The following is a 24,038-nucleotide window of genomic DNA, read 5'->3' as shown; positions in this document are numbered from 1 at the left end:
GCCGTACCCGCGGCTCCGGCTGTGACGCGGCGCCGAACCCGCGCGGTCGCGCCGTGGCTTTTTTCCTGAAATTCATGGTTCCCGACACAGTGCAACGGCATAATGCGCGCCATCGTCGCCCGGCGCGCTAGCTGTCTTGTCGTCGGGATTTCACCGCCGGTCCACCGGAGAGCGTCATGCCGAATCCTTCTCCCGCCGCACAGGCCCGCCGCACCTACAATATCGATCAGTGGGGCAGCGGCTACTTCGACGTCGACGATCAGGGCCGTACGCTGGTCAGGCCGCTGGGCAGCGAAGTGCCCGGCCCCAGCATGGTGCTCGACACCCTGGTCGACAAGCTGCGCGACGCCGGCCTGCGCCTGCCAGTGCTGGTGCGCTTCATCGACATCCTGCACGACCGGGTCGAACAGCTGTGCATGGCCTTCGATCAGGCGATGCAGGAAGAGCGCTATCAGGGCGGCTATACCGCGGTCTATCCGATCAAGGTCAACCAGCAGCGCCGCGTGGTCGAGGAGATCCTGGCCACCCAGGAGCGCGGTCACGGCCGGGTCGGTCTGGAAGCCGGCAGCAAGCCGGAGCTGATGGCGGTGCTGGCACTCTCCGGTGACGGCCCTTCGGTGATCATCTGCAACGGCTACAAGGATCGCGAATACATCCGCCTGGCACTGATGGGCGAGAAGCTCGGCCACAAGGTCTACCTGGTGGTGGAGAAGTACTCCGAGCTGAGCCTGATCCTGGAGGAGGCGGAGAAGCTCCAGGTGCGGCCGCGTATCGGCGTGCGTGCGCGCCTCTCCTCGGTGGGCAAGGGCAAGTGGCAGGACACCGGCGGCGAGAAGTCGAAGTTCGGCCTCACCGCGACCCAGATCCTGACCATCACCGAGCGCCTGCGCAGCGCCGGTGCCCTCGACAGCCTGCAACTGGTGCATTTCCATCTGGGCTCGCAGATCGCCAATATTCGCGACATCCAGCGCGGCCTGCGCGAGTGCGCGCGCTTCTACCACAGCCTGCGCGAACTCGGCGCGCCGATCGATACCGTCGACGTCGGCGGCGGGCTGGGCGTGGATTACGAAGGCACGCGTTCGCGCAGTTTCTGCTCGATCAACTACTCCATGCGCGAGTACGCCAGCAACGTGGTGTGGGCCTTCAGCCAGATCTGCAACACCCACGAGCTGCCGCATCCGCAGATCATCTCCGAGTCCGGACGCGCCCTGACCGCCCACCATGCGGTGCTGGTGACCAACGTCATCGGCGAAGAGCGCATGGGCCACATCGAACCGGAGCGCCGGGTCGGAGAGGACCCGCATGTCGACGAGCTGTGGCGGGTCTATGACCGGCTCGAAGGCATGCGCGAGCCGCGCGATCTGGTCGAGGCCTACCACGACGTGGTACAGGCAGTGGGCGAGCTGCAGGATCGCTTCGTCATGGGGCTGGCCGATATCCAGGCCCGCGCCGAGGGCGAGTCGGTCTACTTCGCGGCCTGCCAGCGCCTGCGCGACCGGCTCGACGGCCGCAACCGTGCCCATCGCGACATCGCCGACGAGCTGGCCGAGAAGCTCGCCGACAAGCTGTTCGTGAACTTCTCGCTGTTCCAGTCGCTGCCGGACGTCTGGGGTATCGACCAGGTCTTCCCGGTGCTGCCGCTGACCGGACTCGACCATACGCCGACCCGGCGCGGGGTGATCCAGGACATCACCTGCGACTCCGACGGGCGGATCGACCTCTACGTCGACGGCCAGGGGCTCGAGAGCACGCTGCCGCTGCCCGAATGGGACGATGACGACGACAAGCTGCTGGGTCTGTTCCTGGTCGGCGCCTATCAGGAGATCCTAGGCGATCTGCACAACCTGTTCGGCGATACCGACTCGGTCGACGTGGCGCTGGACGACAATGGCGAGTGGCGCCTCTCCCACGTGCAGCAGGGCGATACCGTGGCCGCGGTGCTGGGCTACGTCAACTTCGACGCCGAGGCGCTCAAGAAGCAACTCACCGAGCAGTTGATCGCCAGCCCGCTGAGCGTCGAGGAGCGCGAGCAGTTCGTCGAAGAACTCTCCGCCGGCCTGAGCGGCTACACCTATCTGGAGTGAGACGCCGAGCCAGCCTCATGACAGATGCAAAAAACCGCGACGAGATCGCGGTTTTTTGTGCCCGGCAGTTTGTCGTGCCCGACGGCTCTTGCATCTGGCATCAGTGCCCCGGCACCGGCAGACGCCTCAGCGGGTGCGCGTGCCGATATCCAGCCCCAGCGATAGAGACAGACCGAGCACCGCCTCCCGCGGCAGCTTGCCGACGCCGGCCGGGGTGCCGGTCAGCACCACATCGCCGGGTTCGAGGGTGAAGGTGCGGGTCATCTCTTCGAGTAGCGCCGGGACGCTGAAAAGCATGTCGCTGAGCTTGCCACTCTGCTGGCGCTGGCCGTTGATATCCAGATGGAAAGAGACACTGGCCCAGTCGGTATCGGCATCCACCGGCACGAAGCGCGATAGCGGGCAGGCACCGTCGAACGCCTTGGCGCGCTCCCACGGATGACCTTTCTCCTTGAGCGCCGACTGCACGTCGCGCAGGGTGAGGTCCAGTGCCAGGCCGGCCCCGGCGATACCGGCGAGCGCTTCCGCCGCACTCGCCGCGCTCAGACGCTCGCCGATCAGCAGCGCCAGTTCGGTTTCGAAGTGCACCTCGCCATGGGTGAACTGTCGAGCGATAGGCGATTCGAGCTCCACCGCGCTGGTCGCCGGCTTCATGAACAGCAGCGGTGAACTGGGAACCGGGTTATTGAGCTCGGCGGCGTGCTCGGCGTAATTGCGCCCCACGCACAGAATCTTGCCCAGTGCATACCCTGTTTCGCTGCCGTCGACGAAGCGCGTGGTGAAAGCCATGCTCTACTCCCCTGCCAGTGGTGGAACCGCTAGAAGTGCGCCGAAGGCAATACGAAAAACCGCCATCGACGCAGACTCGACGAGTCTAGCCTCAACGGCGGTCGATGGCATCACGCCTGCCGGCGAGCCTGGCTCTCTATGCTATCTATCGAAGAGCAGAGCCAGGCCGCGGCGCGTCGTCAGTGGGTCACGCCTTGGGGCGTCCATACCTCATCCGGCGCATGGGCCAGAAACGCCGGACGCGGCTGCTTGGCCCCGAACGGGCGCACGCAGGCATTGTCGCGACGGTTGAAGACGAAGAAGGCGTTGCTGCGCGGGTCCGGCGACATATTGGCGTTGGAGCCGTGCAGGGTGTTGCAGTCGAACAGCAGGAGCCCGCCGGCAGCGCCGGTCGGCGCCTGAATGCCATTGGTTTCGATCAACTCGCGCAGAGCATCCTGACTCGGCACGCCGAACTCCTGCTGCTTGAGCGAGCGCTTGTGGTTGTCGTCCGGCGTCTCACCCAGGCAGTGCACGAACACCTTGTGCGAGCCCGGCACCAGCATCAACGGGCCATTGAAGTGATGATTGTCGGTAAGCACGATCGAGGCGCTGACGGCATGCATCTCGGGCATGCCGTCCTCGGCGTGCCAGGTCTCGAAGTCCGAGTGCCAGTTGAAGCCCTTGCCCTGGAAACCAGGCTTGTAGTTGATCCGCGACTGATGCACGTAGACGTCGCCGCCCACGATCTGACGTGCCCGCCCGGTCAGGCGCGGGTCCGCCGCCAGTTGCGCGAAGCGCTGCGACAGGAAATGCACGGCGAACAGTGAGCGGATCTCCTGGCTGTCCGGCTCGGTGATGGCAAAGTCGCGGTCGCGAAAATCATCCCGCGCCAGCAGCGCGGCAAGCTCCTCGCACAGCGCATCGACTTCGTCATGTCCCAGGAAGTTGGGCTCGAACAGGAAGCCATCGCGCTCGAAGGTGTCCAACTGGGTGGCGTCGAGTGGCCCGTCCAGATGGCGGCCCTTGACGACTGCCTCCTGACGTTCACGCCAGAGCGCTTCCTGCGACCGGCGCAAACGTGTCGGATAGCGATCCTGCTTCGTCCACGTGTCCTGCTTACGGGGGGATGCGGTCTGTACTGACATCCAATCACCTCCAAGTTTGTGATCAGGTTTCAGATCCAGTCCTCGGCAGTAGTGCCGATAGGTGGGTCGAGTGGAGTTTCCTCATCTGACATCAAAAGGGTCTCTAGCCTAGAAAAGTCGGCCAGAATTGCAACCGCCTGCCCCGGTCAGCCCCCGGGCCACTATCGGCGCTGCGCTTCTGCGACCGTTTCGGCCCGGCCACCGTGGCAGGCCCAATCAGGGGCAGCGATAACGTAAAGCAAGAAAATGACAGCTTCGTGCCCCGCGATCTGGCACAGGAACCCATAGATGGGGGCGGGGTCGTGCCAGGCGTCATCAAGCTTTCATCCGCGACAGCCACACTCCCGCTGCCGTTTTCCGGGAGAGGCAAGCCATGATCTGCATCACGCTCGACATGCAGTGCTCGCTGTGCGGCAGCGACCGATTCCACCTGCCGACGCAGCCCGGGGAGAGCCCCCATGTGCGCTGCGCCAACTGTACCGCCGTGAAGTGCCAGACGCTGGCGCTGGAGTCGACCTTGATGGCGTCTCGCCGCGAACAGACGCCGCCGCGTCATCGCGCAGCATGACAGATCTTCCAGCGTGCCAATGGGCCGGCTATCACCGCACGCCCACGGCGCGACTGACGACCTGACTGCTCACGGCGCCAGCGAGCTGTCACGGCACCGAATCACTCGACGACGGCGCCGCTTCGCGCCCGAGTGATCCCGCCATCTCACCGCCGGGGCTGCCGTGCCCGGAAACGGTATCCCTCGAGATCTCCCCGACACCGAGATCGCGATAGGGTCGCATCGGCCGCGGCGTAGGCTGGCCATAGAAGACATGAAAGGGCTCTGCGATCAGCGTTTCGGGCGGACGCGGTACGTCCCCATAGCGGCAGCGGAACTCGGCACAGTCACCGGCCAGCGCGGCTGCACCCTGCCCCACACAGCCGAGCACCAAGAGAACGGCAAGCGTCTTCATCCCACCTCCTGATTCGCGTTCATCGCCCACCTAGACGCGAGCGAGTATAGGCGCGTCGGCTCCCTCACGAAGGACGATAAACCTGCGACTCGCCGGCCGATCTCCCTCCCATACCGGCCCTAAACGGGCCGATCTCTAGCGTAGATGCAGCAAGACCTACTGATTACAAGACAACGCCACTATCGATAGAAAACAATGGTTTATCTTATTCCCGACTACGCATATCCCGTCTCTGCCGTGCGCTGGTGCGGGGAGTGCGGGGGAAGTGTTCGTCATCTTTCCGGCCCGCCTGACATACGGCTCCCGCGCTCTGGTTCACGCTCGTGATCGCGCTCTGCCATCCGCGTGGCACGCCGCTTCTGCTGGCCTGGGTTGTCGCCGGGCGGTGGACGTTCGCGCTGGATTGAGGCCGGCGGGCGGGCGTCGCACTCTCGGGGCATCGTGAGGTGCCGGGGTGCCCGCGCCGCTCATCGGCACGGGCCCCGGGCGAGTCGAGTGCCAAGCCGGGAGTACGCATGCCGCGAACCGTGTCGAGTCTTCAGGGCGATACCGTCGATCGCCTGTGTCAGCGCCATTACGGGCGTACCGATCTGGTGGTGCAGGTGCTGACGCACAATCCCGGGCTGTGCGCGCTGGGCCCGCGGCTGCCGAGCGCCACGCCGGTGGTGCTGCCGGATGTCGCCTCGCCGTCACCCACGCCGCGGGTGATCGAGCTGTGGCGCTGAGCCCGGCCCGATCAGCGCTTCTTTCATCCCGTCGCGGGCCGGTGTGAGCGTCATACCGGCCCGCGTCGACGCAGGAATCGGCATGGCCCATCAGTCGAATATCACCACCGAGGCAATCAAGACCACGCCGCCTGCGCTCGTCTCGCTGCTGCATGCCGGCGGCATGACGCCGTCGGATTGGGTCACGGTGCTGACCCTGGCCTATCTGGCGCTGCAGATCGGGCTGATCGTGCCCAAGTATCTCGGCAACCTGCGCGAGTGGTGGGCGCGCATTCGGCGGAGGCGTTCATGAACCACTGGAAACGCTGGCTCGGCGGCGCGGGTATCGGCGGCGCCTGCGGCCTGGCGCTGTCGCTCTCGATCAATGTGGTCAAGCACTACGAGGGCACCGAGCTGCAGGCGTATCCCGACCCTGTCGGCATCCCGACGATCTGCACCGGCCATACCGGGCCGACGGTCGCGCTGAACCAGACCCGAACCACCCAGGAGTGCGAGGCGCTGCTGGCCGGCGACCTGGGCGAGGCATTCGCGGCCATCGACCGCCACGTCGCGCCGGCGATCAACGCCACAATGCCGCCGACCCGCCGGGCGGCGCTGGCCTCTTTTATCTTCAACGTCGGCGAGGGGGCGTTTCGCGACTCGACCCTGCTGGCCAGGCTGAACGCCGGCGACACGCGCGCCGCGTGCGATCAGCTCGCGCGCTGGGTCTATGCCGGTGGCCGCAAGCTGCCGGGGCTGGTCGAGCGCCGTGCGGCGGAGCGCGAGCTGTGTCTGGCGGGGCTGGAATGACGGCGCGCACGCTCGTCATGCTCGCCGTGCTGGCGATCGCCGCAGGCACAGGCTGGCTCAGCCGCGGCTGGTTCGAGGATGCCCAGCGCCTCACCGCCCTCGAGGCCGCCCAGGCCGCGGCCAGCCAGGCGCTGGCGCGGGAGTCCGTCATCGCCGGCGTGGTCGAGGCGCGGCTCGCGACCCTCGACACCCATCAACGGGTCATCGACCGCGGAGTGATTCGTGAGATCCAGAAGCCGATTTATCGCCGCGTCTGCCTTGAGCCTGACGCTGTGCGCCTGCTCAACGACGCCGCCGCCGGCCGCGCCCCCGATCCAGCAGACGCTGCTGACCCGCTGCCCGACGACGCTGCCGCCGTTGAGTGACGGCAGCGGCGCCAGCGTGGTGCTGACGCTGCGCGACTGGGCGGCGCAGTACCACGCCTGCGCGATTCGACATAACGGACTGGTGACCACCCTGGAGGAGACCCGACATGCAACTGCTGAACGCCCTGATTGAACATCTGCGGCGCACCGTGCCGGCGCTGCAGGAGATGCCGAACCGGCTCTCGGCGCAGGTGGACGAGGGGCGCATCCGGTTCGCCCCGGGGGCCTCGCTCTCCCAAGGCTATGCGGTGACCGCCGCACTGACGCTGCACGCCTATGACGACACCCTGGACGCGGTGATGCTGCCGCTGCTGGCGTGGCTGTCGCGCTATCAGCCCGAGCTGGGGCCGGAACCGGGCCTGCGCTTTGCCTGGGCCTTCGCCGGCGAGGCGCCCGCCGACCTGCGCCTGTGGGTGCCGCTCGAGGAGCGCGTGGTGGCGCGCCACGACTGCGCCAGCGGCGAGATCACTCTCGACCATCGCCAGCCCGCCTTCGCGCACGAGACCTGCCCCGCCGAGCACTGGCAGCTGCTGCTGCGCGACGACAGCGCGGGTGACGAGGGGTATCGGTTGGTGGCCGAGTGGGATGGCCCGCTGGCCTAACGCCCGGCGTCGGGGGCGATAGAAAGCGCCCACGTCGAACCCCCGCCGACAACGCCCGCGGCTCGCCAGCCCGCCCCGCGCCGCGGACCATGAGCGCATGCCGTCTCCCGCCACCGGTGCGCCATGAACTCCGTCGAACTTGCCCGTCTGCTCCACAATCTGATCCGCGTCGGCCGTGTCGCCGCGATCGACCACGCCGCGGTGCGCGTGCGCGTCCAGAGCGGTGCGCTACTCACCGACTGGCTGCCGTGGCTGACCGCCCGCGCCGGCCACAGCCGAACCTGGAACCCGCCGACCCTGGGCGAGCAGGTGCTGCTGCTGGCCCCCGGCGGCGAGCTGCGCGGCGCCCTGGTGCTGCCGGCGCTGAACTCGGACGCGGTGCCGGCGCCGAGCCATGATGCCAACGTGACCCAGCTCGAACTGCCCGACGGCGCGCGGCTCCGCTACGACCACGCTGCCAGCCACCTGAGCGCCACCCTGCCCGGCTCGGCCAGCCTCGACGCCCAGGGCGCGGTGAGCGTCACCACCGCCGCCGCCCTCACCGCCACCGCCGCCGGCGGCGCCACCCTCAACGCCGACACCGTGATCAACGGCAATCTCACCTTGAACGGCAACTTCAGCCAGCCCAGCGGCCAGACCGCGACCATGGCCGGCGATACCCACTTCACCGGCGCGGTGACCAGCAACGGCCGCGACATCAGCGCCAGCCACACCCACGGCGGCGTGCAGCGCGGCGGCGCCCAGACGGAGGGGGTGAACTGATGGCCGGCATGGATCGCACCAGCGGCGCGGCGCTGGCGGGCATCGCCCATATTCGCCAGTCCGTCACCGACATTCTCACCACGCCCATCGGCTCGCGGGTGATGCGCCGCGACTACGGCTCGCTGCTGCCGGAGCTGATCGACCAGCCGCTGGATGGCGCCACCGCCCTGCGCGCCTACTCGGCCACGGTGGTGGCACTGATGCGCTGGGAGCCGCGGATTCGCGTCAAGCAGGTCACGCGCCACGTCTCTACCACGCGCCCCGGGCGGCTGACGCTCAGCGTGCACGCCGAACGGGTCGACGACGGCGCCGACCTCACCTTCGATATCCCCCTGGGACAGGAGACCTAAACCATGGCCGGAGGCTTCACCGCCGTCGATCTCTCGCGGCTGCCCGCGCCGGATATCGTCGAGCCGCTCGACTTCGAGACGATTTTCGCCGCCCTGCTCGCCGACCTGCGCGCGCGGGCTCCGGCGTTCGATGTCAGCGTCGAGTCCGACCCCGCCTACAAGATCCTGCAGGCCGCCGCCTACCGCGAGCTGCTGCTGCGCCAGCGGATCAACGAAGCCGCCCAGGGGGTGATGCTCGCCTACGCCCGCGGCGCCGATCTCGACCACCTCGGCGCGCTCTTCGGCGTCGCCCGCCAGACCCTGGACGCCGGCGACCCCGCAGCGGTGCCGCCGGTGCCGGCCACGCTGGAGACGGACGCCGACTTGCGCCGGCGCATTCAGCTCTCGCTGGAGGGATTCTCCACCGCCGGCCCCGAGGGCGCCTACGTCTTCCACGCGCTCTCCGCCGACGGCCAGGTGCTGGATGCCAGCGCCACCAGCCCGGCGCCGGGCGAGGTGGTGGTGACGGTGCTCGCCCGCGACGGCGACGGCAGCGCCCCGGCCGAGCTGCTCGCGCGCGTCGACGCCACGCTGTCTGCCGAGGATGTGCGCCCGCTCACCGATCACGTCAGCGTGCGCAGCGCCGAGATCGTCGACTACCGTATCGCCGCCACCCTCTACTTCTACGCCGGCCCCGACCGCGAAGTGGTGATGCGCGAAGCGCGCGCCGCCGCCGCCGTCTATGCCGAGCAGCAGCACCGTCTGGGCCTCGATGTCACCCTCTCCGGGCTCTACGCCGCGCTGCACCAGCCCGGCGTGCAGCGGGTCGAGCTCACCGACCCCGCGGCGAGCCTGGTGATCGACCGCACCCAGGCGACCCACTGCACCGAGATCGCGCTGCGCGACGGAGGTCTCGATGAGTGAGCCGAGCCCCCGCGCCAGCCTGCTGCCGCCCAACGCCAGCCCCCTGGAGCACGCCCTGGAGACCGCCGCCGCCGGTGCCAGCGAGCTGCCGGTGCCGCTGCGCGCGCTGTGGAACCCGGACACCTGCCCCGCCGAGCTGCTGCCGTGGCTCGCCTGGGCGCTCTCACTGGATGCCTGGCAGCCCTACTGGCCGGAGCGCATCAAGCGCCAGCGCCTGCGCAACGCGATCGAGATCCAGCGTCGTAAAGGCACCGCCAAGAGCGTGCGCGACGTGGTCCGCTCGTTCGGCTCCAGCCTGGCGCTACGCGAGTGGTGGCAGAAGGCCGAGCCGGGCGCGCCGCACACCTTCGACGTGGTGCTGACCCTGGGCGCGGAGGTGCCCAACAGCGCCGCCTTCCAGCAGGACATCGTCGACGAGATCACCCGCACCAAGCCGGTCCGCTCGCACTTCACCTTCACCGCCGGGCTCAGCGCCACGGGCGGTGTCGGCGTCGCCGGCGGCGCCCGAGCCTACGTCTACCGCCGCCTGGCGGCCACCGCCCACTAGAGGACCCCCGATGGCCATCGTCTTCACCATCACCGATGCCGGCCGCGCCGCGCTGATCGACGCCGACCACGACGGCACCACGGCCCTGACCCTCAGCGAGATCGGCTTCGGCCGCGGCCGCTACACCCCCAGCGCCGACCAGACCGCCCTGCGCGAGCCGATCAAGCGTCTGGCCAGCATGGCCGGCCAGGCGGTCGCCGCCGACACCCTGCACGTCAGCGTGCAGGACGAGAGCAGCGACACCTACGCCGTCGGCGAGATCGGCCTGTTCACCGACGCCGGCGTGCTCTTCGCGGTCTATTCGCAGAGCGAGTGGATCATCGAGAAGGCCGCCCCCTCGACCCTGCTGCTGGCCACCGACCTGGTGGTCGAGTCCCTCGACGTCTCCTCGATCACCTTCGGTGACGCCGCCTTTCTCAACCCGCCGGCCACCACCGAGGTCGCCGGGGTGCTCGAACTCGCCACCCAGGCCGAGGTCGACGCCGGCAGCGACGCCCGCCGCGGGGTCGTCCCGCGCACGCTGAAGGCGTTCATCGACAAGGTGCTCGCCGCCTACGCCACGCTGACGCAGCTCAACGACCACGCCGCCAGCCGCAACCACCCGGCAGCGACCACCAACGCCCAGGGCATGGTCGAGCTGGCCACCTACGCCGAGACCAAAGAGGGCAGCGACAACGCCCGCGCGGTGACGCCGGCGGCCAACAAGTCGGCGCTGGATGCCCACCGCAGCGAAGGCGGCGCCCACGCCGCGACGCGGATCTCCGTCGAGAACCTGGCCAAGCTGGGCAACCCGACCACGGTGCAGAACGCCCTGAGCGCGCTGGGTAGCGCGGCCCGGCGCGACGAAGGCCCCGGCAAGGGGCTGGATGCGGATACGGTGGATGGCATCCACGGCAATCAGCTTCTGCGTAATACCGACGATGTCATGAACGGCACGCTGACGGTGAATACCGGCATTCTGCTTGGAGCACCGGTTGCCGGCCAGACGCAAATCCGCATGGTCTCCGACAGCAGCCGGGCCTGGTTTCAGTTCTACAATCGCGATGATACCAGCGAAGCCAGAACGCTCATTTTCAGCGGATATGGCGGCGTCAGCCTGGCCGATGATGGCCTCCAGGTGAAGCATGGCAATGGCTATCGAAAGCTCTGGCATGAGGGCAACGATGGCGCGGGTTCCGGGCTCGATGCCGATACAGTCGATGGCCTTCAAGCCGGTCAATTCCTGCGCTCGGATACCGGCAACAGTAGAGTCCCCATGGGCTCGACGAGTTCAACTAACTGGGACGGTCTGGTCTACGACGACAGCGCCAATACGCTGGCCTTCTTCGCCGACCAGGACCCTTCCGCCCACACTCCTCGCGTGCTGCTCGGCCCTGGCTGGGTGGAGGCCGGTGGCGACCGATTGCTGAAAGAGAAGGATTACGATAAGGCAGGGATTCGCGGCAGCGGCGGCGCTAGAGTATCCGTCTCTAGCGGCGGCAATCTCGATATGCACGATGGCAACGGCTACATCTTCCGAGTCAACGCCAGCGGGCGACTGGATCGCGCTGATGGTGGCATTGATGCCTCGCTGCTGGATGGGAAAGCGGCGATCGATATCTCAGGTAGTGCCGATAAGGTCGACGGCAAGCACGCGAGCGATTTCATCTGGCGTCGTGGCCAAGCGTCGCAGCAGATAGTTGGCAAGCTGGAACTATGGGGCTCAGGCCACGCGCTGAACAATTCGTCAGAGGCCTATGGCATCACGCTCAAATCTTTCGCACCGGGCGTGGTCTTCGAGGACCGCACCACCGATGCTGGCAGTGGCGCGCTGTGGTTCGATTCTGATCATTTGACCTACAGCTACAGCGCCAGCGGCGGCGAGAATCCGGTCACCAATGCCGATGCAGAAGAGATGCTACTGATCAGTCCTCGGGATCTGCGCTACAAGCAACAACGCATCTGGCACGACGGTGACGCCGCCGCAAGCATCCAGACCAACGGCTATGCACGACTGCCCAATGGCTTATTGATTCAATGGGGCACACATGATGTGGACTCCTACGAAACCTTCCCTATCACTTTCCCCAACCGCTGCGCCTCAGTCGTTCTGACAGATTTGGGAGTATTGAACACCGGCGACATTTCCGTTGATGAACAAAGCGCCTCGGGCTTCCGAATCCATGCCGAAGTCCCCAGTGCAGGCAAGGCATATTACATGGCCATCGGCTACTAAGGATCCATCATGACAAACATAACTGCGCGGGCTTCATATTATTTCAGCCCATCTCGATGCGAATTCTTCGCCGGTGAGTTTCAAGAGTCTTACGTAAAATCCGGAAGCTGGCCAGACGATGCCATCGCCGTCACCGACGAAGAGTTCGAGGCTTATGCCGCCCAAGCGCATGGCAAACCCAAGGACAAGATACTTGGCTCTACGTCCAGCGGCCGGCCAGCTTGGGTAGAGAGACCCATAGCCCCGATATTCCGCCTCGCCAACCGCCAGCGTGCGGCGATCGAATCGGCCCTGGCCAACGCTCTGCGCGCCGGCATGCCCTACACCCTGCCGGACGGTAGCGAGGATGTGATCCAGACCCGGCCGGACGAAGACGAAGCCAATCTGCTCGGGTTGGCGATCGAGGCCCGCGACCGTCGTGCCGCCGGCGACACCGAGGCCAACATGGCGCTGCGGGCGCAATCGAACACCGTCTACTCGCTCACGCCCGAGCAGATGATCGCACTGACCGACGCCGCCAAGGCGTTCAAGCAGGGGTTGCTGGCCAAGTCATGGCAGCTCAAGGACGCCATCACCGCCGCCGAGGCCGCCGGCGACCGCGAGGCGATTCAGGCGGTGAGATGGGAGCCCGCCGATAACACCGAGGCCGATACGGCCACGTGATGAATAACGCATTGATCGCTAAGCGCTGCAGGCGCGGCTGGAACTGGGTCGGTAGGTAAACTGAACGAGATGGCCCGCCTAATGGCGGGCTATCAACGGATTTCTACGCGCGGACCACAGTTATCCGACCTTGATAAAAAACAGCCCCCTTCCTGTTTCCAAACATATCTTTATAGATAATTTTAACTTTCCAACTCCTCAGAAATGACTCTTTTTTCCGACTATCAAAGGGATTTATGCTCTGGGTAGAAAAGACAACTATCTTCTTTTCCTCTCCTGCCCCTACAGCTTGCCCCCTCGGCAGATACGTACTGCTAAGAAGCTCATAGTAGTGTGCCGAATAAGCCTGCCTCATTACTTCGTGAAATCGATGAACTAGACCCGCACCACTCTCCTCAAAGGACTTTTCGATTCCTGGCGACTCTACTTCAAATGACTCAATGATTGCTGGGCCATTTCCTTTGTTTGAAACGATAAAAGCGTGCTCATTTGGCGAGTCAGATTGTAACCAAGCACTCAAAACAGGCTTCGCCGACAAACGACTCGTTCGAATCGACATGAACGCGCTGACTCCAGAAACCACAATTGCCAGTATAGAAATGCCCGTCGTCCAACACATGTGCGATTATCCCCTACTCTGTATGAGTGCACTCTACACCGCCCCCCGCTCGCTCCAGACTACCATCCCCCACACCATGAGCCCCTGACAGCCCCGTTACCCTGATCAGGAACCCCTCATGGCACTCGACCAATACCATCACGGCGTGCGCGTCTCGGAAGTCAACGACGGCACCCGCACCCTGCGTACGATCTCCACCGCGGTGATCGGCATCGTCGCCACCGCCGCCGACGCCGACGCGACCGCCTTCCCCCTCGACCGCCCGGCGCTGGTCACCGATATCACCACCGCCATCGGCCAGGCCGGCAGCAGCGGCACCCTGAAAGGCGCGCTCAGCGCCATCGCCGAGCAGGCGCGCCCGATCGTGGTCGTGGTGCGCGTCGCCGAGGGTGCGGACGCCACCGAGACCAGCGCCAACGTGATCGGTACCACCACCGACAGCGGCCAGCGCACCGGCCTGCAGGCGCTGATGAGCGCCAAGCAGAAGCTCGGCGTGACCCCGCGCCTGATCGGCTGCCCGGAACTCGATACCCCGGAAGTGACCACCGCCCTGGTGCCGCTGCTGCAGTCGCTGCGCGCCTTCGGCTACGCCTACGCCCACGGCTGCGAGACGCTGGCCGACGCCACCGCCTACCGCGACCAGTTCGGCGCCCGCGAGCTGATGCTGATCTGGCCGCAGTTCGAAGCCTTCGATGCCGACACCGCCGCCACCGCCCCGCGCAGCCCGGTGGCCGTGGCGCTGGGCCTGCGCGCCAAGCTCGACCAGGAGATCGGCTGGCACAAGACGCTCTCCAACGTGGTCGTCAACGGCGTCACCGGGATCGACCGCGACGTCTTCTGGGACCTGCAATCCGCCGCCACCGACGCCGGCCTGCTCAACGCCGCCGACGTCACCACTCTGGTCAACCAGGGCGGCTTCCGCTTCTGGGGCTCGCGCACCTGCGCCGGGCCGCAGTCGCTGTTCCCGTTCGAGAACTACACCCGCACCGCGCAGATCCTCGCCGACACCATCGCCGAGGCCCACCTGTGGGCGGTGGACAAGCCGCTGCACGCCTCGCTGGCCCGCGACATCATCGAAGGCATCAACGCCAAGTTCGCCGAGCTCAAGGCGCTGGGCCTGATCATCGACGGCCGCGCCTGGCTCAACGAGTCGCTCAATACCCGCGAGAGCCTCAAGGCCGGCAAGCTGCGCATCGACTACGACTACACCCCGGTGCCGCCGCTCGAGGACCTCGGCTTCCAGCAGCGCATCACCGACACCTATCTCGCCGACTTCGCCACCCGTGTCGCCGCGAGCGCCTGAGCGCCGGTTCGGCCCCGAGACCCTTTAGGAGCATTGATCGATGGCACTTCCCAAGAAACTCAAAGCGCTGAACCTGTTCGGCAACGGCGACAGCTACCAGGGCCAGATCCAGTCGGTCACCCTGCCCACCCTCACGCGCAAGATCGAGGAGTGGCGCGGCGGCGGCATGGACGGCAGCGTCGGCATCGACATGGGCATGGACGGCCTGATGACCTGCCAGTGGACCGTGGGCGGACTGGTCGAGTCGATCTTCGACAACTTCGGCGCCTCGCGCCTCGACGCCGACCTGCTGCGCATGACCGGCAGCTACGAGCGTGACGACACCGACGAGGTGGTCGCGGTCGAGGTGGTGATGCGCGGCCGCCACACCGAGATCGATTTCGGCGACGCCCAGGACGGCGAGAACACCGAGCACAAGATCACCAGCACCCTGAGCTACTACAAGCTGGTGATCGGTGGCGTGACCAAGATCGAGATCGACCTGCCCAACTACGTGTTCAAGGTCAACGGCGACGACCGTCTGGCGCGCCGCCGCCAGGCGCTGGGTATCTAAGCCGCGCCCCGTCAGCGGTGGCCTCCCGCCGCTGACGGCGCCCGACGCGCCCCTCACCCCACGATCACCACCGAGAGACACCCATGAGCCAAGCCCAGAACGCGACTACCGCCGCTGAAAAGACCGCTGATATCGACGCTGGCCAGACCGTCGCCGACGGCACCCGCGCCACCATCGCCCTCGACACGCCGATCGTGCGCGGCGAGCAGCGTATCGACGAGATCGTGCTGCGCAAGCCGAGCGCCGGCGAGCTGCGCGGGGTCAACCTGGCCGACGTGCTGCAGATGCAGACCGACGCCCTGATCAAGCTGATCCCGCGGCTCTCCCAACCCAGCCTGACCGAGCACGAAGCGCGCCAGATGGACCCCGCCGACCTGGTCCAGTGCGGCAGCGACATCGCCGGTTTTTTGCTCTCGAAGCGGGCGCGGGGCGAGACCGCCTGACGCCCCGCGGCGCGGCCGAGATCGCGCTGCCGGCCCAGGTGGAAGATGCGATGGCCGACCTGGCCATCGTCTTCCACTGGACCCCCACGGACTGCGCGGACTTCAGCCTGCGCGAACTGATGGAGTGGCGCGAGCGCGCCCGCCAACGCTCATCTGCAGAGGAATCCAATGGCGCGCAACCTCCCCCTCCCGGCGCTGCTCGCCAGCGTCGCTAAGCTCACCGCCCCGCTGACGCGCCTGCGTCGCGAATCGCCGCGTGTTGTCCGTCCGGCGGCACCCGCCGGCGTGCCGTCGGACGCTACCGCCGTCGCTGGCCGCACCTGGCGGGATAGCGCCCGCCTGCGCGACGCCCTCGATCAGCTGCGCCAGACGATGGTGCGCCAGCAGCGTCTGCTGCCGGCCCCCGCCGCCGCCCCGGCACTGCCGCCGCCGGCGGCCCGGGTCGCCCAGGCCAGACACGCGCTACCGCTGCCGGCGCCCACGGCAAGATCCGCGCCGTCTCTCGAGGCGACGACGGCTACGACGACAACTACGACAACCGCGGCACGGGCCCGCCCGCGACCGCAGCCCGTCGAGCTGCCCAGCGGCGGGCTAGGGTTCGGCAGTCTGATCCAGGGCGCCAAGACCCTGCTCGGCCCCGCCCTGGCGTTCCAGCGCGAGCAGCGCCACGTCCGCCGCGCCGGCGGCTTCACCCGCGACGACCCGCGCGCCCAGGCACTGGCTCAGCAGGCCCGCGAGCTCGGCACCCAATCCGGCTTCGGCGCCACCCAGATCGCCGCGGCCCAGGCCGCCCTGCTCCAGCGCCAGGTCAGCCCGGCGGCGATCCAGGCCTCCCTCGGCGACATGGTACTGCTCGCCCAGGCCAACGGTGACGAGCTGGTCGCGAGCGTCTCCCGCACCAGCGCGCTGGCCCGCAACGCCGGGGTCGACCTCGCCGCCGACGGCGCCATGGCCCGCTTCGCCGACGCCCTCACCGCCGAGCGGCTCAGCGCCGCCCGTCAGGCCAGCACGCCGGCACGTGCCGCCGGGCTCCCCGCCACGAGCGAGCCGCGCCCGGCCCCGGCAGCCATCGTCAACTCAGCAGCCATCACCAACCCGACGGCCAACGCCGCTCCGGCCGCCGCCGTGCCCGATCTCAGCGGCACGAACCTGCGCGCCGCGCGCCGCGAGGTGGACGACCTGAGCGGCGACCTCGACGCCCTGCAGGCGGCCTGGGAAGAGACCAGCATCGCCTTCGCCGCGGCCAACGACGGCGCCCTGCGCGATCTGATCAAGGGCATCGCCGAGATCACCCGCGGCATCGCCGGCTGGATCGACGACAACCCCGAACTGACCACCCTGCTGGCCCAGTTCCTCGGCGTGCTCGGCGGCATCCTCGCCACCGTGGGCCTGCTCGCCAGCGGCATCGGCGCCGTGCTCGCCCCGCTCACCGCACTCAGCGGCGTGCTCACGCTGCTCGGGTTCAACCCGGCCACGCTGACGATCCTCGCCATCGTCGCCGCGGTCGCCGCCCTCGGCGTCGCCGCCTACCAGATCTACCGCCACTGGGGCGAGATCAGCCAGTGGTTCAGCCAGCGCTGGCAGCAGGTCAAGGACGCCTTCGCCGGCGGCATCGGCAGCGTCATGCAGCTGCTCGCCAACTGGTCGCCGCTGGGGCTGATCTACCAGGGCATCGTCGCCACCCTCGACAAGCTCGGCATCGAGGTGCCGGCCAGCATGAGCACCCTCTCGGACGCCATCGTCAACGGCCTCAAGAGCGCCTGGAAAGGCATCACCGAACTCTGGAACTGGTTCGAGACGGCCCCCGGCCGCGCCATCGACGCGGTCGTCAAACTGGTCACCGACTGGGACCTGATGGGTCAGCTCAAGGAGAAGTGGGACGCCGCCATCGGCTATCTCAAGTCGCTGCCCGGCAACCTCTGGGGCAGCGGCCAAGAGATGGCGGGCAAGGCCGCCGATCGCGTCACGTCGCTGGCCAGCGACGCCGGTGATGGCCTCAAATCGCTCAAGGAGAAAGCGAGCGAAGGCGCCCGCGCCGTCGGCGATCGGCTGGTAGCGGGCAAGAACTATGTGGTCGAAGGCGCCAGCAGCCTGGCCCAGAGCGCCCTTACGAGCTTCAGCGACATCCTGGGTATCCAGTCGCCCTCCCGCGAGTTCGCCAAGCTCGGCGGGTATACCGTGGACGGCCTGACGCTGGGGATCGAGCGCCAGCGCGACGAGCCCATCCAGCGTATGGTCGCAATCGCCCGCGATATCGTCCGCGCCGGTGCCGGGCTCACCCTGGCCGCTGCCGCCGTGCCGGCCAGCGCGCAGCCGCCGTTCGCCGCCGAATTCGCCCTACCCGGCGTGACTCCGATCACCCTGGATACCCGCGCCCCGCTGGCCGCCAGCGCCCCGCCCGCGGTCAGCGACAACCGCGTCCAGATCGGCGATATCCATATCCACGCCGCCCCCGGCATGGACGAAAACGCCCTGGCGCGCCAGGTCGCCCAGGAAGTCCAGCGCGCCCTCGAGCAGGCGCAGCGAGAGCGGGCCGCGTATCAACGTTCGTCGATGTGGGATCGGGATTAAGCGGCCCCACCGGATTAAAGGAGAGCACCATGCTCATGGCCCTCGGTATGTTCGTATTCGAAACGCGCTCGGTGCCCTACCAGCAGCTCCAGCGCACCAGTGCCTGGCGCCACGCCGCCCAATCTCGGGTCGGCGCGCGCCCGGCCTATCAATATCTCGGCCCGGGCAGCGACACCTTGACCCTCAGCGGCACCCTGCTGCCCGAGTTCACCGGCGGCCGCCTCGAGCTCGACGCCCTGCGCCAGATGGCCAGCCAGGGCGACGCCTGGCCGCTGATCGAAGGCACCGGGCGCCAGTACGGGCTGTGGGTGATCACCCAGGTCGACGAGACCGCCAGCCAGTTCCACCGCGACGGCGCCGCCGGCAGGCTCGACTTCAGCCTCAGCCTGGAACGGGTCGACGACACTCGCCTCGACCTGCTCGGCAGCCTCACCGCCGAGAGCCTCTCGCGCCTCAACGGAGCCTACGCATGAGCGCCACGGTTAGCGGCGCCGCGCGCCCCGACTACCGCCTCAGCCTGGGTGGCGAAGACATCACCCCGCGGGTCAATGGCCGGCTGATCACCCTGCGCCTGACCCGCCAGCGCGGCGGCGAAGCGGATCAGCTCACCCTCACCCTCGCCGACCACGACGGCCGCCTGGCGCTGCCGCCGCATGGCGCCACCCTCGAACTCGCCCTCGGCTGGCACGACAGCGGCCTGGCCAGCCGCGGCACCTTCATCGTCGACGAAGTCGAACACAGCGGCGCCCCGGACCGCCTCCAGCTGCGCGCCCGCGCCGCCAACCTGCGCCAGCAGCTTCCCGGCAAGCGCTCGCAATCCTGGCACGACCTCACCCTGGCCCAGCTGATCGAGACCCTCGCCGCGCGCCACGGCCTCACCCCGGTGGTCGGCGACACCCTCGCCGGCATCCGCCTCGAACACATCGACCAGACCGACGAATCCGACCTCAACTTCCTCACCCGGCTCGGCCAGCGCTTCGACGCCATCGCCACGATCAAGGCCGGCCACCTGCTCTTCACCCGCGCCGGGGAAGGCCTCAGCGCCAGCGGCCTGGCCCTGCCCGGCGTCGTGCTCACCCGCCGCGACGGCGACCGCCACCGCTTCGCCCAGAGCGACCGCGACGACCACACCGGGGTGATCGCGCACTGGAACGACACCGCCGGCGCCGAGCGTCAGGCGGTCCAGGTCGGCGACGACACCAAGCCCAAGACCCTGCGTGACACCTACGCCAGCGCCGCCGACGCCCGCCACGCCGCCGAAGCCGAATGGCGCCGCCTGCAGCGCGGCCAGGCCAGCCTCGACCTCACCCTGGCCCGCGGCCGCGCCGACCTCGGCCCCGAGACCCCGCTCACCCTGCGCGGCTTCAAGGCCGGCATCGACGAACGCGCCTGGCTGGTCACCCAGACCACCGAAAGCCTCGACGACAACGGCTACCTCACCCAGCTCAGCTGCGAACTGCGCGGGGGGTGAAGGCGGCCTTGGCCCGCACAGCACACTGGCCAAGGCCGCGGCTCACGTCGTCGCGCGCGCCGAGCGCCGCTGCAACGCCAGCCCCACCAGCTCCGCCTGGAAGGCATAGCGCGTCGCCAGCCAGCGCTGCACCATGGCGCCGAGCGAGAGCCCCAGCAGCAGGCAGACGGCGACCAGCGCGGCGAGCCGGAGCGCGCCCGCGCGGGTCCACGCGATGCCGGCCGGTGAGAGCGCCGAGAGCACGCCGACGCCACCCAGCGCCTCGATGGCGCTGGAGGCCAGCAGAAACAGCGAGACGCCCGCCGTGGGCGAGCCGAAGAACAGCGTCACCCGCCGCTCCAGCCGCCGCACCTTGATCTCCAGCCACGGCTGCACCTCGGCCAGCGCCGCGGTGGAGAAGCCGGCGAGCCGATCGACCGCCGCCCGGTCGTGGCGAAACTCGCGAATCAGATCGTCCCGCGTGATCCGCCGCCAGCACACCAGCAACCGCCCGGCGAGCAGCAGCGGCACGCACAGCGGCACCAGCGACACCAGCTGCGCCAGCAGCCCCAGCCCGAGCACCACCCAGCGGAACGCCGCGGGCAGCGGGCCGAGGCTCAGATGCACGAGCACCAGCCCCGCGAGCAGCGCGAGCAGTACGCCCCCGGCCACCAACGCCCAGGTCGCCCCGCGATTCACGCGGCGCTCGAACGGCGCCTGATGCCCCGCCGGCCGATACTGCGCCAGCCGGTCCAACACCGTGAGCAGCTTGACTGCCTCCCCCATGCCACCTCCGTCGTCGTCTCGAGCCTATCCCCGGCATGCATCGTCCCCGGCATGCATCGCCGCGGCCGGGCCTCTACAATGCGCGCCTGCTAAATCAAAGGATTCTAATCAAGCATGCGCGCTGTTTCCGCCCTCTGTCTGTCGCCCGCACTCTGTCTGTCGCCCAAACTTCGCCTTTCCCCCCGACGCGGCCTCTCCCTCACCCTGGTCGCGCTCTGCCTTTTGACCCCGCTGGCCACCCCGCCGGCGCAGGCCGCGCCGCCCAGCTCCTTCTCCGCCGCCAAGCGCCTGGCGGAAAGCGAGGTCTATGTCGATCAGGACCGCACCTTCTACTGCGACTGCGCCTTCGACTTCGACACAGGCCCGGATCTCGCCAGCTGCGGCTACCGGATTCGCAAGCAGCCCAAGCGCGCCGCGCGCATCGAGTGGGAGCACGTCATGCCCGCCTACGACTTCGGCCGGCAGCGCCAGTGCTGGCAGGAAGGCGGCCGGCGCCACTGCCGCGCCAGCGACCCGGTGTTCCGCCAGGCCGAGGCCGATCTGGTCAACCTGGTGCCCTCGGTGGGCGAAGTGAACGGCGACCGCTCCAACATGCGCTACGGCATGGCCGCCAGCGCCGACGCCTACCAGTACGGCCAGTGCCCGGCCAAGGTCGACTTCCCCGAGCGCACCTTCCAACCGCCGGCGGCGGTGCGCGGCGACATCGCCCGCACCTACTGGTACATGCGCGACACCTACGGCATCCAGATCGGGCGGCAACAGCAGCAGCTCTTCCAGGCCTGGGCCAAGGCCGACCCGGTGAGCGCCTGGGAGCGCGAGCGCAACCGCCGCATCGCCAGGATCCAGGGCCACGGCAACCCCTATGTGGAAGGCGATACCTCAGGTGGCAAGCGCGAGGGAAAGACGGAAGAGAAGGCTGAAAAGAAGGCTGAAGAGAAGGGCGAAGGGAAGAACGAAGCGAAGACAGACAAGCGCGGCAGCGCCGAGGCGCCGGCCTGGACGAAGGGCCGGGATTCGCGCCCGCTCGACCCCGAACGCGCAGCGGCCGCCGCCTTCAGCTGCACCCCACGCAAGAGCTGCGGCAAGATGCGCTCCTGCGAAGAAGCGCGCTACCACCTGACCCAGTGCGGCAACACCCGCCTGGATGGCGACGGCGACGGCACCCCCTGCGAAGCGCTCTGCGGCTGATCAACACACATAACGCCGCGCCTGACTGATCACCACCCCGCGCAGGATCTCGCCGCTCACGAACAGCGACTCATGGCCCTGCAGCGGGATCAGCCGCACCCGGCCGCCGATCCGCCACACCCGGCCCAGCAGGTGCTCCCCCTCCAGCTTGGCCACGATCAGATCCTCATGGGTCGGCAGGCGATCCTCATCGACGATCAGCACGTCCCCCTCGATCAGCGGCCCCTCGCAGCCCGCCGCCGGGCCCAGCTCCACCGCATAGCAGCTCGGCGGAAAGCTATTGAGGTCATACCCTGTCAGCGCCGGATGGCCCAGCCCCAGCATCAGCGGCCCCAGATATTGCACCTGCATCGCGTCATCCACCTCGACCCAGTCATCGTTGTGCCATCGCACTCGCCACGCACCCGCCCGGCGGCCGACCGCTTGTCGTTTCGAATACTGTATACGCATACAGCACAACATGGGAAGCCGCACGCGACGCAACGGCGCGAAAAGGCATGCCCAAGCGCCAGCCGGCGGGTCCGCACAGGCAACGCCCCTGCCGGGCCAGCCAGCGACCGCCCATTCGCGGGAATCCCCCGCACCAGCCATACTGCAACGGCTCCCCCCGCGACACGCCCGGGCCGGCGCCGGCCTCGCACCGCGCCCACCCCGCCCCCCTCCCGACCCCGCACGGACGGACGGCAGACCGTCAGCGACGCCAGACCGCAACGCCCCTGGCGACCGGAGCCCCAAGGCCGGCCGCGTCACCCGTCAACGACCGCACCTGCGGAGGCCCCACCGTGAGAATCCAGCTCGGCTGTGAAATGATCTTCCAATTCACCGGCCCCACGCCGATGATTGCGCTGCTCAATGTGCACCACTCGCGCTTTTCGCATCTCGAAGGGCCCGACCACCTGACCACCTCCCCCAGCGTGCCCATCGCCAGCTACCGCGACGGCTTCGGCAACTGGTGCAACCGCCTGGTCGCCCCCGCCGGCACCTTCACCCTCGGCACCAACGCCGTGCTCCACGACGACGGCCAGCCCGACCCGATCGACCTCAGCGCCACCCAGCACCCGGTGGAAGCGCTACCGGCGGACGTGCTGCCCTACCTGCTCGGCAGCCGCTACTGCGAGACCGACCTGCTCAGCAACATCGCCTGGGAACGCTTCCAGCACACCCCCGCCGGCTGGCAGCGGGTGCAGGCGATCTGCGACTTCGTGCACCAGCACCTCACCTTCGGCTACGAACACTCCCGGCCCACCCGCACCGCCGCCGAAGCCTACCGCGAGCAGCTCGGCGTCTGCCGCGACTACACCCACCTGGCGATCACCCTGTGCCGCTGCATGAACATCCCCGCGCGCTACTGCACCGGCTATGTCAGCGACATCGGCAAGCCGCCGCCCTACGCCAACATGGACTTCGCCGCCTGGATGGAGGTCTACCTCAGCGGCCGCTGGTGGACCTTCGACCCGCGCAACAACGCCCCCTGCCTCGGCCGCGTGCTGATCGCCCAGGGCCGCGACGCCACCGACGTCCCGCTCACCCACACCTTCGGCCCCAACGCCCTGGGCGGCTTCAGCGTCTGGATCTACGAACTGCCCGCCGCCTCCTGACCCGGCACGCCGCCAGCGGCCGGCCGGCGTGAAGCCATGACAAACGCGCACGGGCCAACGACACGGCGCGGGTGACGCGCATGGCAGCCATCGGAAAAGCTAAGAAGAGCGGGGGAAAGAGAGAGGGGAAAAGAGAGGGGGGCAGAGCGATCGACGTGACAAGCAGGCAATAAAAGAGGGCCAGCGCAAGCGCAAGGGCCCCCAGTCAGTACGGCCTAAAGGTACTGGCTTCCGCGGCCCTTACGTTCCGCGCATCCGTGGCATCGGACACTCCGTATCCGGGTTCCTGTTCACATCCAATCCTTGGATGCGTGCAGCATAGCCCCTAACAATCATTAGCGATATGAATGTATGGAGATCCATAAAAAAGATTTGAAACTAAATGTAACGGCCGACTGTTGCCAGTCGGCACATCCACGGCGAGCGTCATAAGTATCCCTACTTATCGTCCCGACTGCCCGCCACCCGTGGACAGCGCCACATCCCTGAAGCGGTGGCGATTTTAGGGTTTTTTCCGGGATTTTCCAGTATTAAAAATACTGATTAGAAAATTCGATACGGACCAGCAAAAAACGCCCCAATAAGGTAACCTGATGTAACAGGCCGCCTATGGCGACAGCGCGGGACCCGGCGTGCAGGCAAAA

29 protein-coding genes are annotated in these 24,038 nt (G+C 67.8%); 23 read left to right on the top strand and 6 right to left on the bottom strand.

Going from position 1 to position 24,038, the window contains the following annotated elements; translation table 11 throughout:
* Positions 1 to 176 precede the first annotated feature (176 nt).
* The gene (gene speA, locus ABV408_RS02890) at positions 177 to 2,084 is read left to right on the top strand and encodes a biosynthetic arginine decarboxylase (protein WP_353980975.1); all 1,908 of its coding nucleotides are present in this window, start codon (positions 177 to 179) and stop codon (positions 2,082 to 2,084) included.
* Between the two features lie 126 nt (positions 2,085 to 2,210).
* On the opposite strand, the gene ABV408_RS02885 is transcribed toward speA, so the two are convergent.
* Positions 2,211 to 2,873, bottom strand: coding sequence for a fumarylacetoacetate hydrolase family protein (locus ABV408_RS02885; protein WP_353980974.1), 663 nt, complete (start codon positions 2,871 to 2,873; stop codon positions 2,211 to 2,213).
* Between the two features lie 179 nt (positions 2,874 to 3,052).
* Positions 3,053 to 4,000 carry an ectoine hydroxylase gene (gene thpD, locus ABV408_RS02880; protein WP_353980973.1) on the bottom strand — a complete coding sequence of 316 codons (948 nt, stop codon included), beginning with the start codon at positions 3,998 to 4,000 and terminating at the stop codon, positions 3,053 to 3,055.
* A 373-nt stretch (positions 4,001 to 4,373) separates the two neighbouring features.
* On the opposite strand from thpD, the gene ABV408_RS02875 reads away from it, so the two are divergent.
* Positions 4,374 to 4,568: a hypothetical protein gene (locus ABV408_RS02875; RefSeq protein ID WP_353980972.1), complete on the top strand. Its 195-nt coding sequence runs from the start codon at positions 4,374 to 4,376 to the stop codon at positions 4,566 to 4,568.
* An 88-nt stretch (positions 4,569 to 4,656) separates the two neighbouring features.
* Here the strand turns inward: ABV408_RS02875 and ABV408_RS02870 are convergent, their stop codons facing one another.
* Complete coding sequence (locus ABV408_RS02870) at positions 4,657 to 4,962, bottom strand: hypothetical protein (protein ID WP_353980971.1); 306 nt, start codon at positions 4,960 to 4,962, stop codon at positions 4,657 to 4,659.
* A gap of 515 nt (positions 4,963 to 5,477) precedes the next feature.
* Here ABV408_RS02870 and ABV408_RS02865 point away from each other — a divergent pair.
* From ABV408_RS02865 to ABV408_RS02810, 12 genes are all read left to right on the top strand, one after another.
* Complete coding sequence (locus ABV408_RS02865) at positions 5,478 to 5,687, top strand: tail protein X (protein ID WP_035474354.1); 210 nt, start codon at positions 5,478 to 5,480, stop codon at positions 5,685 to 5,687.
* A gap of 82 nt (positions 5,688 to 5,769) precedes the next feature.
* Positions 5,770 to 5,979 (top strand): hypothetical protein, encoded by a 210-nt coding sequence (locus ABV408_RS02860; RefSeq protein WP_035474355.1) that lies wholly within the window; start codon positions 5,770 to 5,772, stop codon positions 5,977 to 5,979.
* Positions 5,976 to 6,476, top strand: a complete 501-nt coding sequence (locus ABV408_RS02855) for a lysozyme (RefSeq protein ID WP_353980970.1) — start codon at positions 5,976 to 5,978, stop codon at positions 6,474 to 6,476. Before ABV408_RS02860 ends, ABV408_RS02855 begins: the two co-directional genes overlap by 4 nt.
* A complete protein-coding gene (locus tag ABV408_RS02850; RefSeq protein ID WP_353980969.1) occupies positions 6,473 to 6,841 on the top strand; it encodes a hypothetical protein in 369 nt (122 codons plus the stop codon). The genes ABV408_RS02855 and ABV408_RS02850 overlap by 4 nt, the downstream gene beginning before the upstream one ends.
* The gene (locus ABV408_RS02845; protein ID WP_207034444.1) at positions 6,834 to 6,974 is read left to right on the top strand and encodes a hypothetical protein; all 141 of its coding nucleotides are present in this window, start codon (positions 6,834 to 6,836) and stop codon (positions 6,972 to 6,974) included. The genes ABV408_RS02850 and ABV408_RS02845 overlap by 8 nt, the downstream gene beginning before the upstream one ends.
* A complete protein-coding gene (locus ABV408_RS02840; RefSeq protein WP_353980968.1) occupies positions 6,949 to 7,443 on the top strand; it encodes a phage tail protein in 495 nt (164 codons plus the stop codon). Before ABV408_RS02845 ends, ABV408_RS02840 begins: the two co-directional genes overlap by 26 nt.
* Positions 7,444 to 7,566: 123 nt before the next feature.
* Positions 7,567 to 8,205, top strand: a complete 639-nt coding sequence (locus ABV408_RS02835) for a phage baseplate assembly protein V (RefSeq protein WP_353980967.1) — start codon at positions 7,567 to 7,569, stop codon at positions 8,203 to 8,205.
* On the top strand, positions 8,205 to 8,555 hold the full coding sequence (locus tag ABV408_RS02830) for a GPW/gp25 family protein (protein ID WP_353980966.1): 351 nt from the start codon (positions 8,205 to 8,207) through the stop codon (positions 8,553 to 8,555). The genes ABV408_RS02835 and ABV408_RS02830 overlap by 1 nt, the downstream gene beginning before the upstream one ends.
* A 3-nt stretch (positions 8,556 to 8,558) precedes the next feature.
* Complete coding sequence (locus ABV408_RS02825; RefSeq protein WP_353980965.1) at positions 8,559 to 9,458, top strand: baseplate J/gp47 family protein; 900 nt, start codon at positions 8,559 to 8,561, stop codon at positions 9,456 to 9,458.
* Entirely contained in the window at positions 9,451 to 10,005 is a 555-nt protein-coding gene (locus ABV408_RS02820) for a phage tail protein I (RefSeq protein WP_353980964.1), read from the top strand. The genes ABV408_RS02825 and ABV408_RS02820 overlap by 8 nt, the downstream gene beginning before the upstream one ends.
* Positions 10,006 to 10,015: 10 nt before the next feature.
* A complete protein-coding gene (locus tag ABV408_RS02815; RefSeq protein ID WP_353980963.1) occupies positions 10,016 to 12,220 on the top strand; it encodes a hypothetical protein in 2,205 nt (734 codons plus the stop codon).
* A gap of 9 nt (positions 12,221 to 12,229) precedes the next feature.
* Positions 12,230 to 12,883, top strand: a complete 654-nt coding sequence (locus tag ABV408_RS02810; protein WP_353980962.1) for a DUF4376 domain-containing protein — start codon at positions 12,230 to 12,232, stop codon at positions 12,881 to 12,883.
* Between the two features lie 103 nt (positions 12,884 to 12,986).
* Here ABV408_RS02810 and ABV408_RS02805 read toward each other — a convergent pair whose 3' ends face one another.
* On the bottom strand, positions 12,987 to 13,502 hold the full coding sequence (locus tag ABV408_RS02805) for a hypothetical protein (RefSeq protein WP_353980961.1): 516 nt from the start codon (positions 13,500 to 13,502) through the stop codon (positions 12,987 to 12,989).
* A gap of 118 nt (positions 13,503 to 13,620) precedes the next feature.
* Here ABV408_RS02805 and ABV408_RS02800 point away from each other — a divergent pair, with 118 nt between their 5' ends.
* The 7 genes from ABV408_RS02800 to ABV408_RS02770 all read left to right on the top strand — a co-directional run bounded on the left by ABV408_RS02800 (position 13,621) and on the right by ABV408_RS02770 (position 19,843).
* Positions 13,621 to 14,805 carry a phage tail sheath protein gene (locus ABV408_RS02800; protein WP_353980960.1) on the top strand — a complete coding sequence of 395 codons (1,185 nt, stop codon included), beginning with the start codon at positions 13,621 to 13,623 and terminating at the stop codon, positions 14,803 to 14,805.
* Between the two features lie 40 nt (positions 14,806 to 14,845).
* Entirely contained in the window at positions 14,846 to 15,358 is a 513-nt protein-coding gene (locus tag ABV408_RS02795; RefSeq protein WP_035474376.1) for a phage major tail tube protein, read from the top strand.
* An 83-nt stretch (positions 15,359 to 15,441) separates the two neighbouring features.
* Entirely contained in the window at positions 15,442 to 15,801 is a 360-nt protein-coding gene (locus ABV408_RS02790; protein ID WP_353980959.1) for a phage tail assembly protein, read from the top strand.
* A 50-nt stretch (positions 15,802 to 15,851) separates the two neighbouring features.
* The gene (locus tag ABV408_RS02785; protein ID WP_353980958.1) at positions 15,852 to 16,016 is read left to right on the top strand and encodes a GpE family phage tail protein; all 165 of its coding nucleotides are present in this window, start codon (positions 15,852 to 15,854) and stop codon (positions 16,014 to 16,016) included.
* On the top strand, positions 15,970 to 18,372 hold the full coding sequence (locus ABV408_RS02780) for a phage tail tape measure protein (protein ID WP_353980957.1): 2,403 nt from the start codon (positions 15,970 to 15,972) through the stop codon (positions 18,370 to 18,372). The genes ABV408_RS02785 and ABV408_RS02780 overlap by 47 nt, the downstream gene beginning before the upstream one ends.
* A 29-nt stretch (positions 18,373 to 18,401) precedes the next feature.
* Positions 18,402 to 18,845 carry a phage tail protein gene (locus ABV408_RS02775; protein ID WP_035470479.1) on the top strand — a complete coding sequence of 148 codons (444 nt, stop codon included), beginning with the start codon at positions 18,402 to 18,404 and terminating at the stop codon, positions 18,843 to 18,845.
* Positions 18,842 to 19,843, top strand: a complete 1,002-nt coding sequence (locus ABV408_RS02770; RefSeq protein ID WP_353980956.1) for a contractile injection system protein, VgrG/Pvc8 family — start codon at positions 18,842 to 18,844, stop codon at positions 19,841 to 19,843. The genes ABV408_RS02775 and ABV408_RS02770 overlap by 4 nt, the downstream gene beginning before the upstream one ends.
* Positions 19,844 to 19,885: 42 nt before the next feature.
* Here the strand turns inward: ABV408_RS02770 and ABV408_RS02765 are convergent, their stop codons facing one another.
* On the bottom strand, positions 19,886 to 20,608 hold the full coding sequence (locus tag ABV408_RS02765) for a hypothetical protein (RefSeq protein ID WP_353980955.1): 723 nt from the start codon (positions 20,606 to 20,608) through the stop codon (positions 19,886 to 19,888).
* A gap of 114 nt (positions 20,609 to 20,722) precedes the next feature.
* Between ABV408_RS02765 and ABV408_RS02760 the strand changes: the two genes are divergently transcribed.
* A complete protein-coding gene (locus tag ABV408_RS02760; protein ID WP_353980954.1) occupies positions 20,723 to 21,796 on the top strand; it encodes an endonuclease in 1,074 nt (357 codons plus the stop codon).
* Here the strand turns inward: ABV408_RS02760 and ABV408_RS02755 are convergent, their stop codons facing one another.
* On the bottom strand, positions 21,797 to 22,189 hold the full coding sequence (locus ABV408_RS02755) for a hypothetical protein (RefSeq protein ID WP_353980953.1): 393 nt from the start codon (positions 22,187 to 22,189) through the stop codon (positions 21,797 to 21,799).
* Between the two features lie 389 nt (positions 22,190 to 22,578).
* On the opposite strand from ABV408_RS02755, the gene ABV408_RS02750 reads away from it, so the two are divergent.
* A complete protein-coding gene (locus ABV408_RS02750; RefSeq protein WP_353980952.1) occupies positions 22,579 to 23,394 on the top strand; it encodes a transglutaminase family protein in 816 nt (271 codons plus the stop codon).
* The last annotated feature ends 644 nt before the right edge of the window (positions 23,395 to 24,038 follow it).

This window comes from Salinicola endophyticus (assembly GCF_040536835.1).
Lineage (GTDB): Bacteria > Pseudomonadota > Gammaproteobacteria > Pseudomonadales > Halomonadaceae > Salinicola > Salinicola endophyticus_A.
This window is presented reverse-complemented; position numbering and strand designations above follow the sequence as displayed.

Excerpts from the sequence above, each read along its gene's own strand:
- ABV408_RS02855 (WP_353980970.1), top strand. The coding sequence starts at position 5,976 with ATGAACCACTGGAAACGCTGGCTCGGCGGCGCGGGTATCGGCGGCGCC.
- ABV408_RS02830 (WP_353980966.1), top strand. The coding sequence starts at position 8,205 with ATGGCCGGCATGGATCGCACCAGCGGCGCGGCGCTGGCGGGCATCGCC.
- ABV408_RS02760 (WP_353980954.1), top strand. The coding sequence starts at position 20,723 with ATGCGCGCTGTTTCCGCCCTCTGTCTGTCGCCCGCACTCTGTCTGTCG.
- speA (WP_353980975.1), top strand. The coding sequence starts at position 177 with ATGCCGAATCCTTCTCCCGCCGCACAGGCCCGCCGCACCTACAATATC.
- ABV408_RS02815 (WP_353980963.1), top strand. The coding sequence starts at position 10,016 with ATGGCCATCGTCTTCACCATCACCGATGCCGGCCGCGCCGCGCTGATC.
- ABV408_RS02765 (WP_353980955.1), bottom strand. The coding sequence starts at position 20,608 with ATGGGGGAGGCAGTCAAGCTGCTCACGGTGTTGGACCGGCTGGCGCAG.
- ABV408_RS02820 (WP_353980964.1), top strand. The coding sequence starts at position 9,451 with ATGAGTGAGCCGAGCCCCCGCGCCAGCCTGCTGCCGCCCAACGCCAGC.
- ABV408_RS02840 (WP_353980968.1), top strand. The coding sequence starts at position 6,949 with ATGCAACTGCTGAACGCCCTGATTGAACATCTGCGGCGCACCGTGCCG.
- ABV408_RS02775 (WP_035470479.1), top strand. The coding sequence starts at position 18,402 with ATGCTCATGGCCCTCGGTATGTTCGTATTCGAAACGCGCTCGGTGCCC.
- ABV408_RS02770 (WP_353980956.1), top strand. The coding sequence starts at position 18,842 with ATGAGCGCCACGGTTAGCGGCGCCGCGCGCCCCGACTACCGCCTCAGC.
- ABV408_RS02885 (WP_353980974.1), bottom strand. The coding sequence starts at position 2,873 with ATGGCTTTCACCACGCGCTTCGTCGACGGCAGCGAAACAGGGTATGCA.
- ABV408_RS02825 (WP_353980965.1), top strand. The coding sequence starts at position 8,559 with ATGGCCGGAGGCTTCACCGCCGTCGATCTCTCGCGGCTGCCCGCGCCG.
- ABV408_RS02790 (WP_353980959.1), top strand. The coding sequence starts at position 15,442 with ATGAGCCAAGCCCAGAACGCGACTACCGCCGCTGAAAAGACCGCTGAT.
- ABV408_RS02780 (WP_353980957.1), top strand. The coding sequence starts at position 15,970 with ATGGCGCGCAACCTCCCCCTCCCGGCGCTGCTCGCCAGCGTCGCTAAG.
- ABV408_RS02785 (WP_353980958.1), top strand. The coding sequence starts at position 15,852 with ATGGCCGACCTGGCCATCGTCTTCCACTGGACCCCCACGGACTGCGCG.
- ABV408_RS02810 (WP_353980962.1), top strand. The coding sequence starts at position 12,230 with ATGACAAACATAACTGCGCGGGCTTCATATTATTTCAGCCCATCTCGA.
- ABV408_RS02805 (WP_353980961.1), bottom strand. The coding sequence starts at position 13,502 with ATGTGTTGGACGACGGGCATTTCTATACTGGCAATTGTGGTTTCTGGA.
- ABV408_RS02850 (WP_353980969.1), top strand. The coding sequence starts at position 6,473 with ATGACGGCGCGCACGCTCGTCATGCTCGCCGTGCTGGCGATCGCCGCA.
- ABV408_RS02870 (WP_353980971.1), bottom strand. The coding sequence starts at position 4,962 with ATGAAGACGCTTGCCGTTCTCTTGGTGCTCGGCTGTGTGGGGCAGGGT.
- ABV408_RS02875 (WP_353980972.1), top strand. The coding sequence starts at position 4,374 with ATGATCTGCATCACGCTCGACATGCAGTGCTCGCTGTGCGGCAGCGAC.
- ABV408_RS02860 (WP_035474355.1), top strand. The coding sequence starts at position 5,770 with ATGGCCCATCAGTCGAATATCACCACCGAGGCAATCAAGACCACGCCG.
- ABV408_RS02795 (WP_035474376.1), top strand. The coding sequence starts at position 14,846 with ATGGCACTTCCCAAGAAACTCAAAGCGCTGAACCTGTTCGGCAACGGC.
- thpD (WP_353980973.1), bottom strand. The coding sequence starts at position 4,000 with ATGTCAGTACAGACCGCATCCCCCCGTAAGCAGGACACGTGGACGAAG.
- ABV408_RS02800 (WP_353980960.1), top strand. The coding sequence starts at position 13,621 with ATGGCACTCGACCAATACCATCACGGCGTGCGCGTCTCGGAAGTCAAC.
- ABV408_RS02835 (WP_353980967.1), top strand. The coding sequence starts at position 7,567 with ATGAACTCCGTCGAACTTGCCCGTCTGCTCCACAATCTGATCCGCGTC.
- ABV408_RS02865 (WP_035474354.1), top strand. The coding sequence starts at position 5,478 with ATGCCGCGAACCGTGTCGAGTCTTCAGGGCGATACCGTCGATCGCCTG.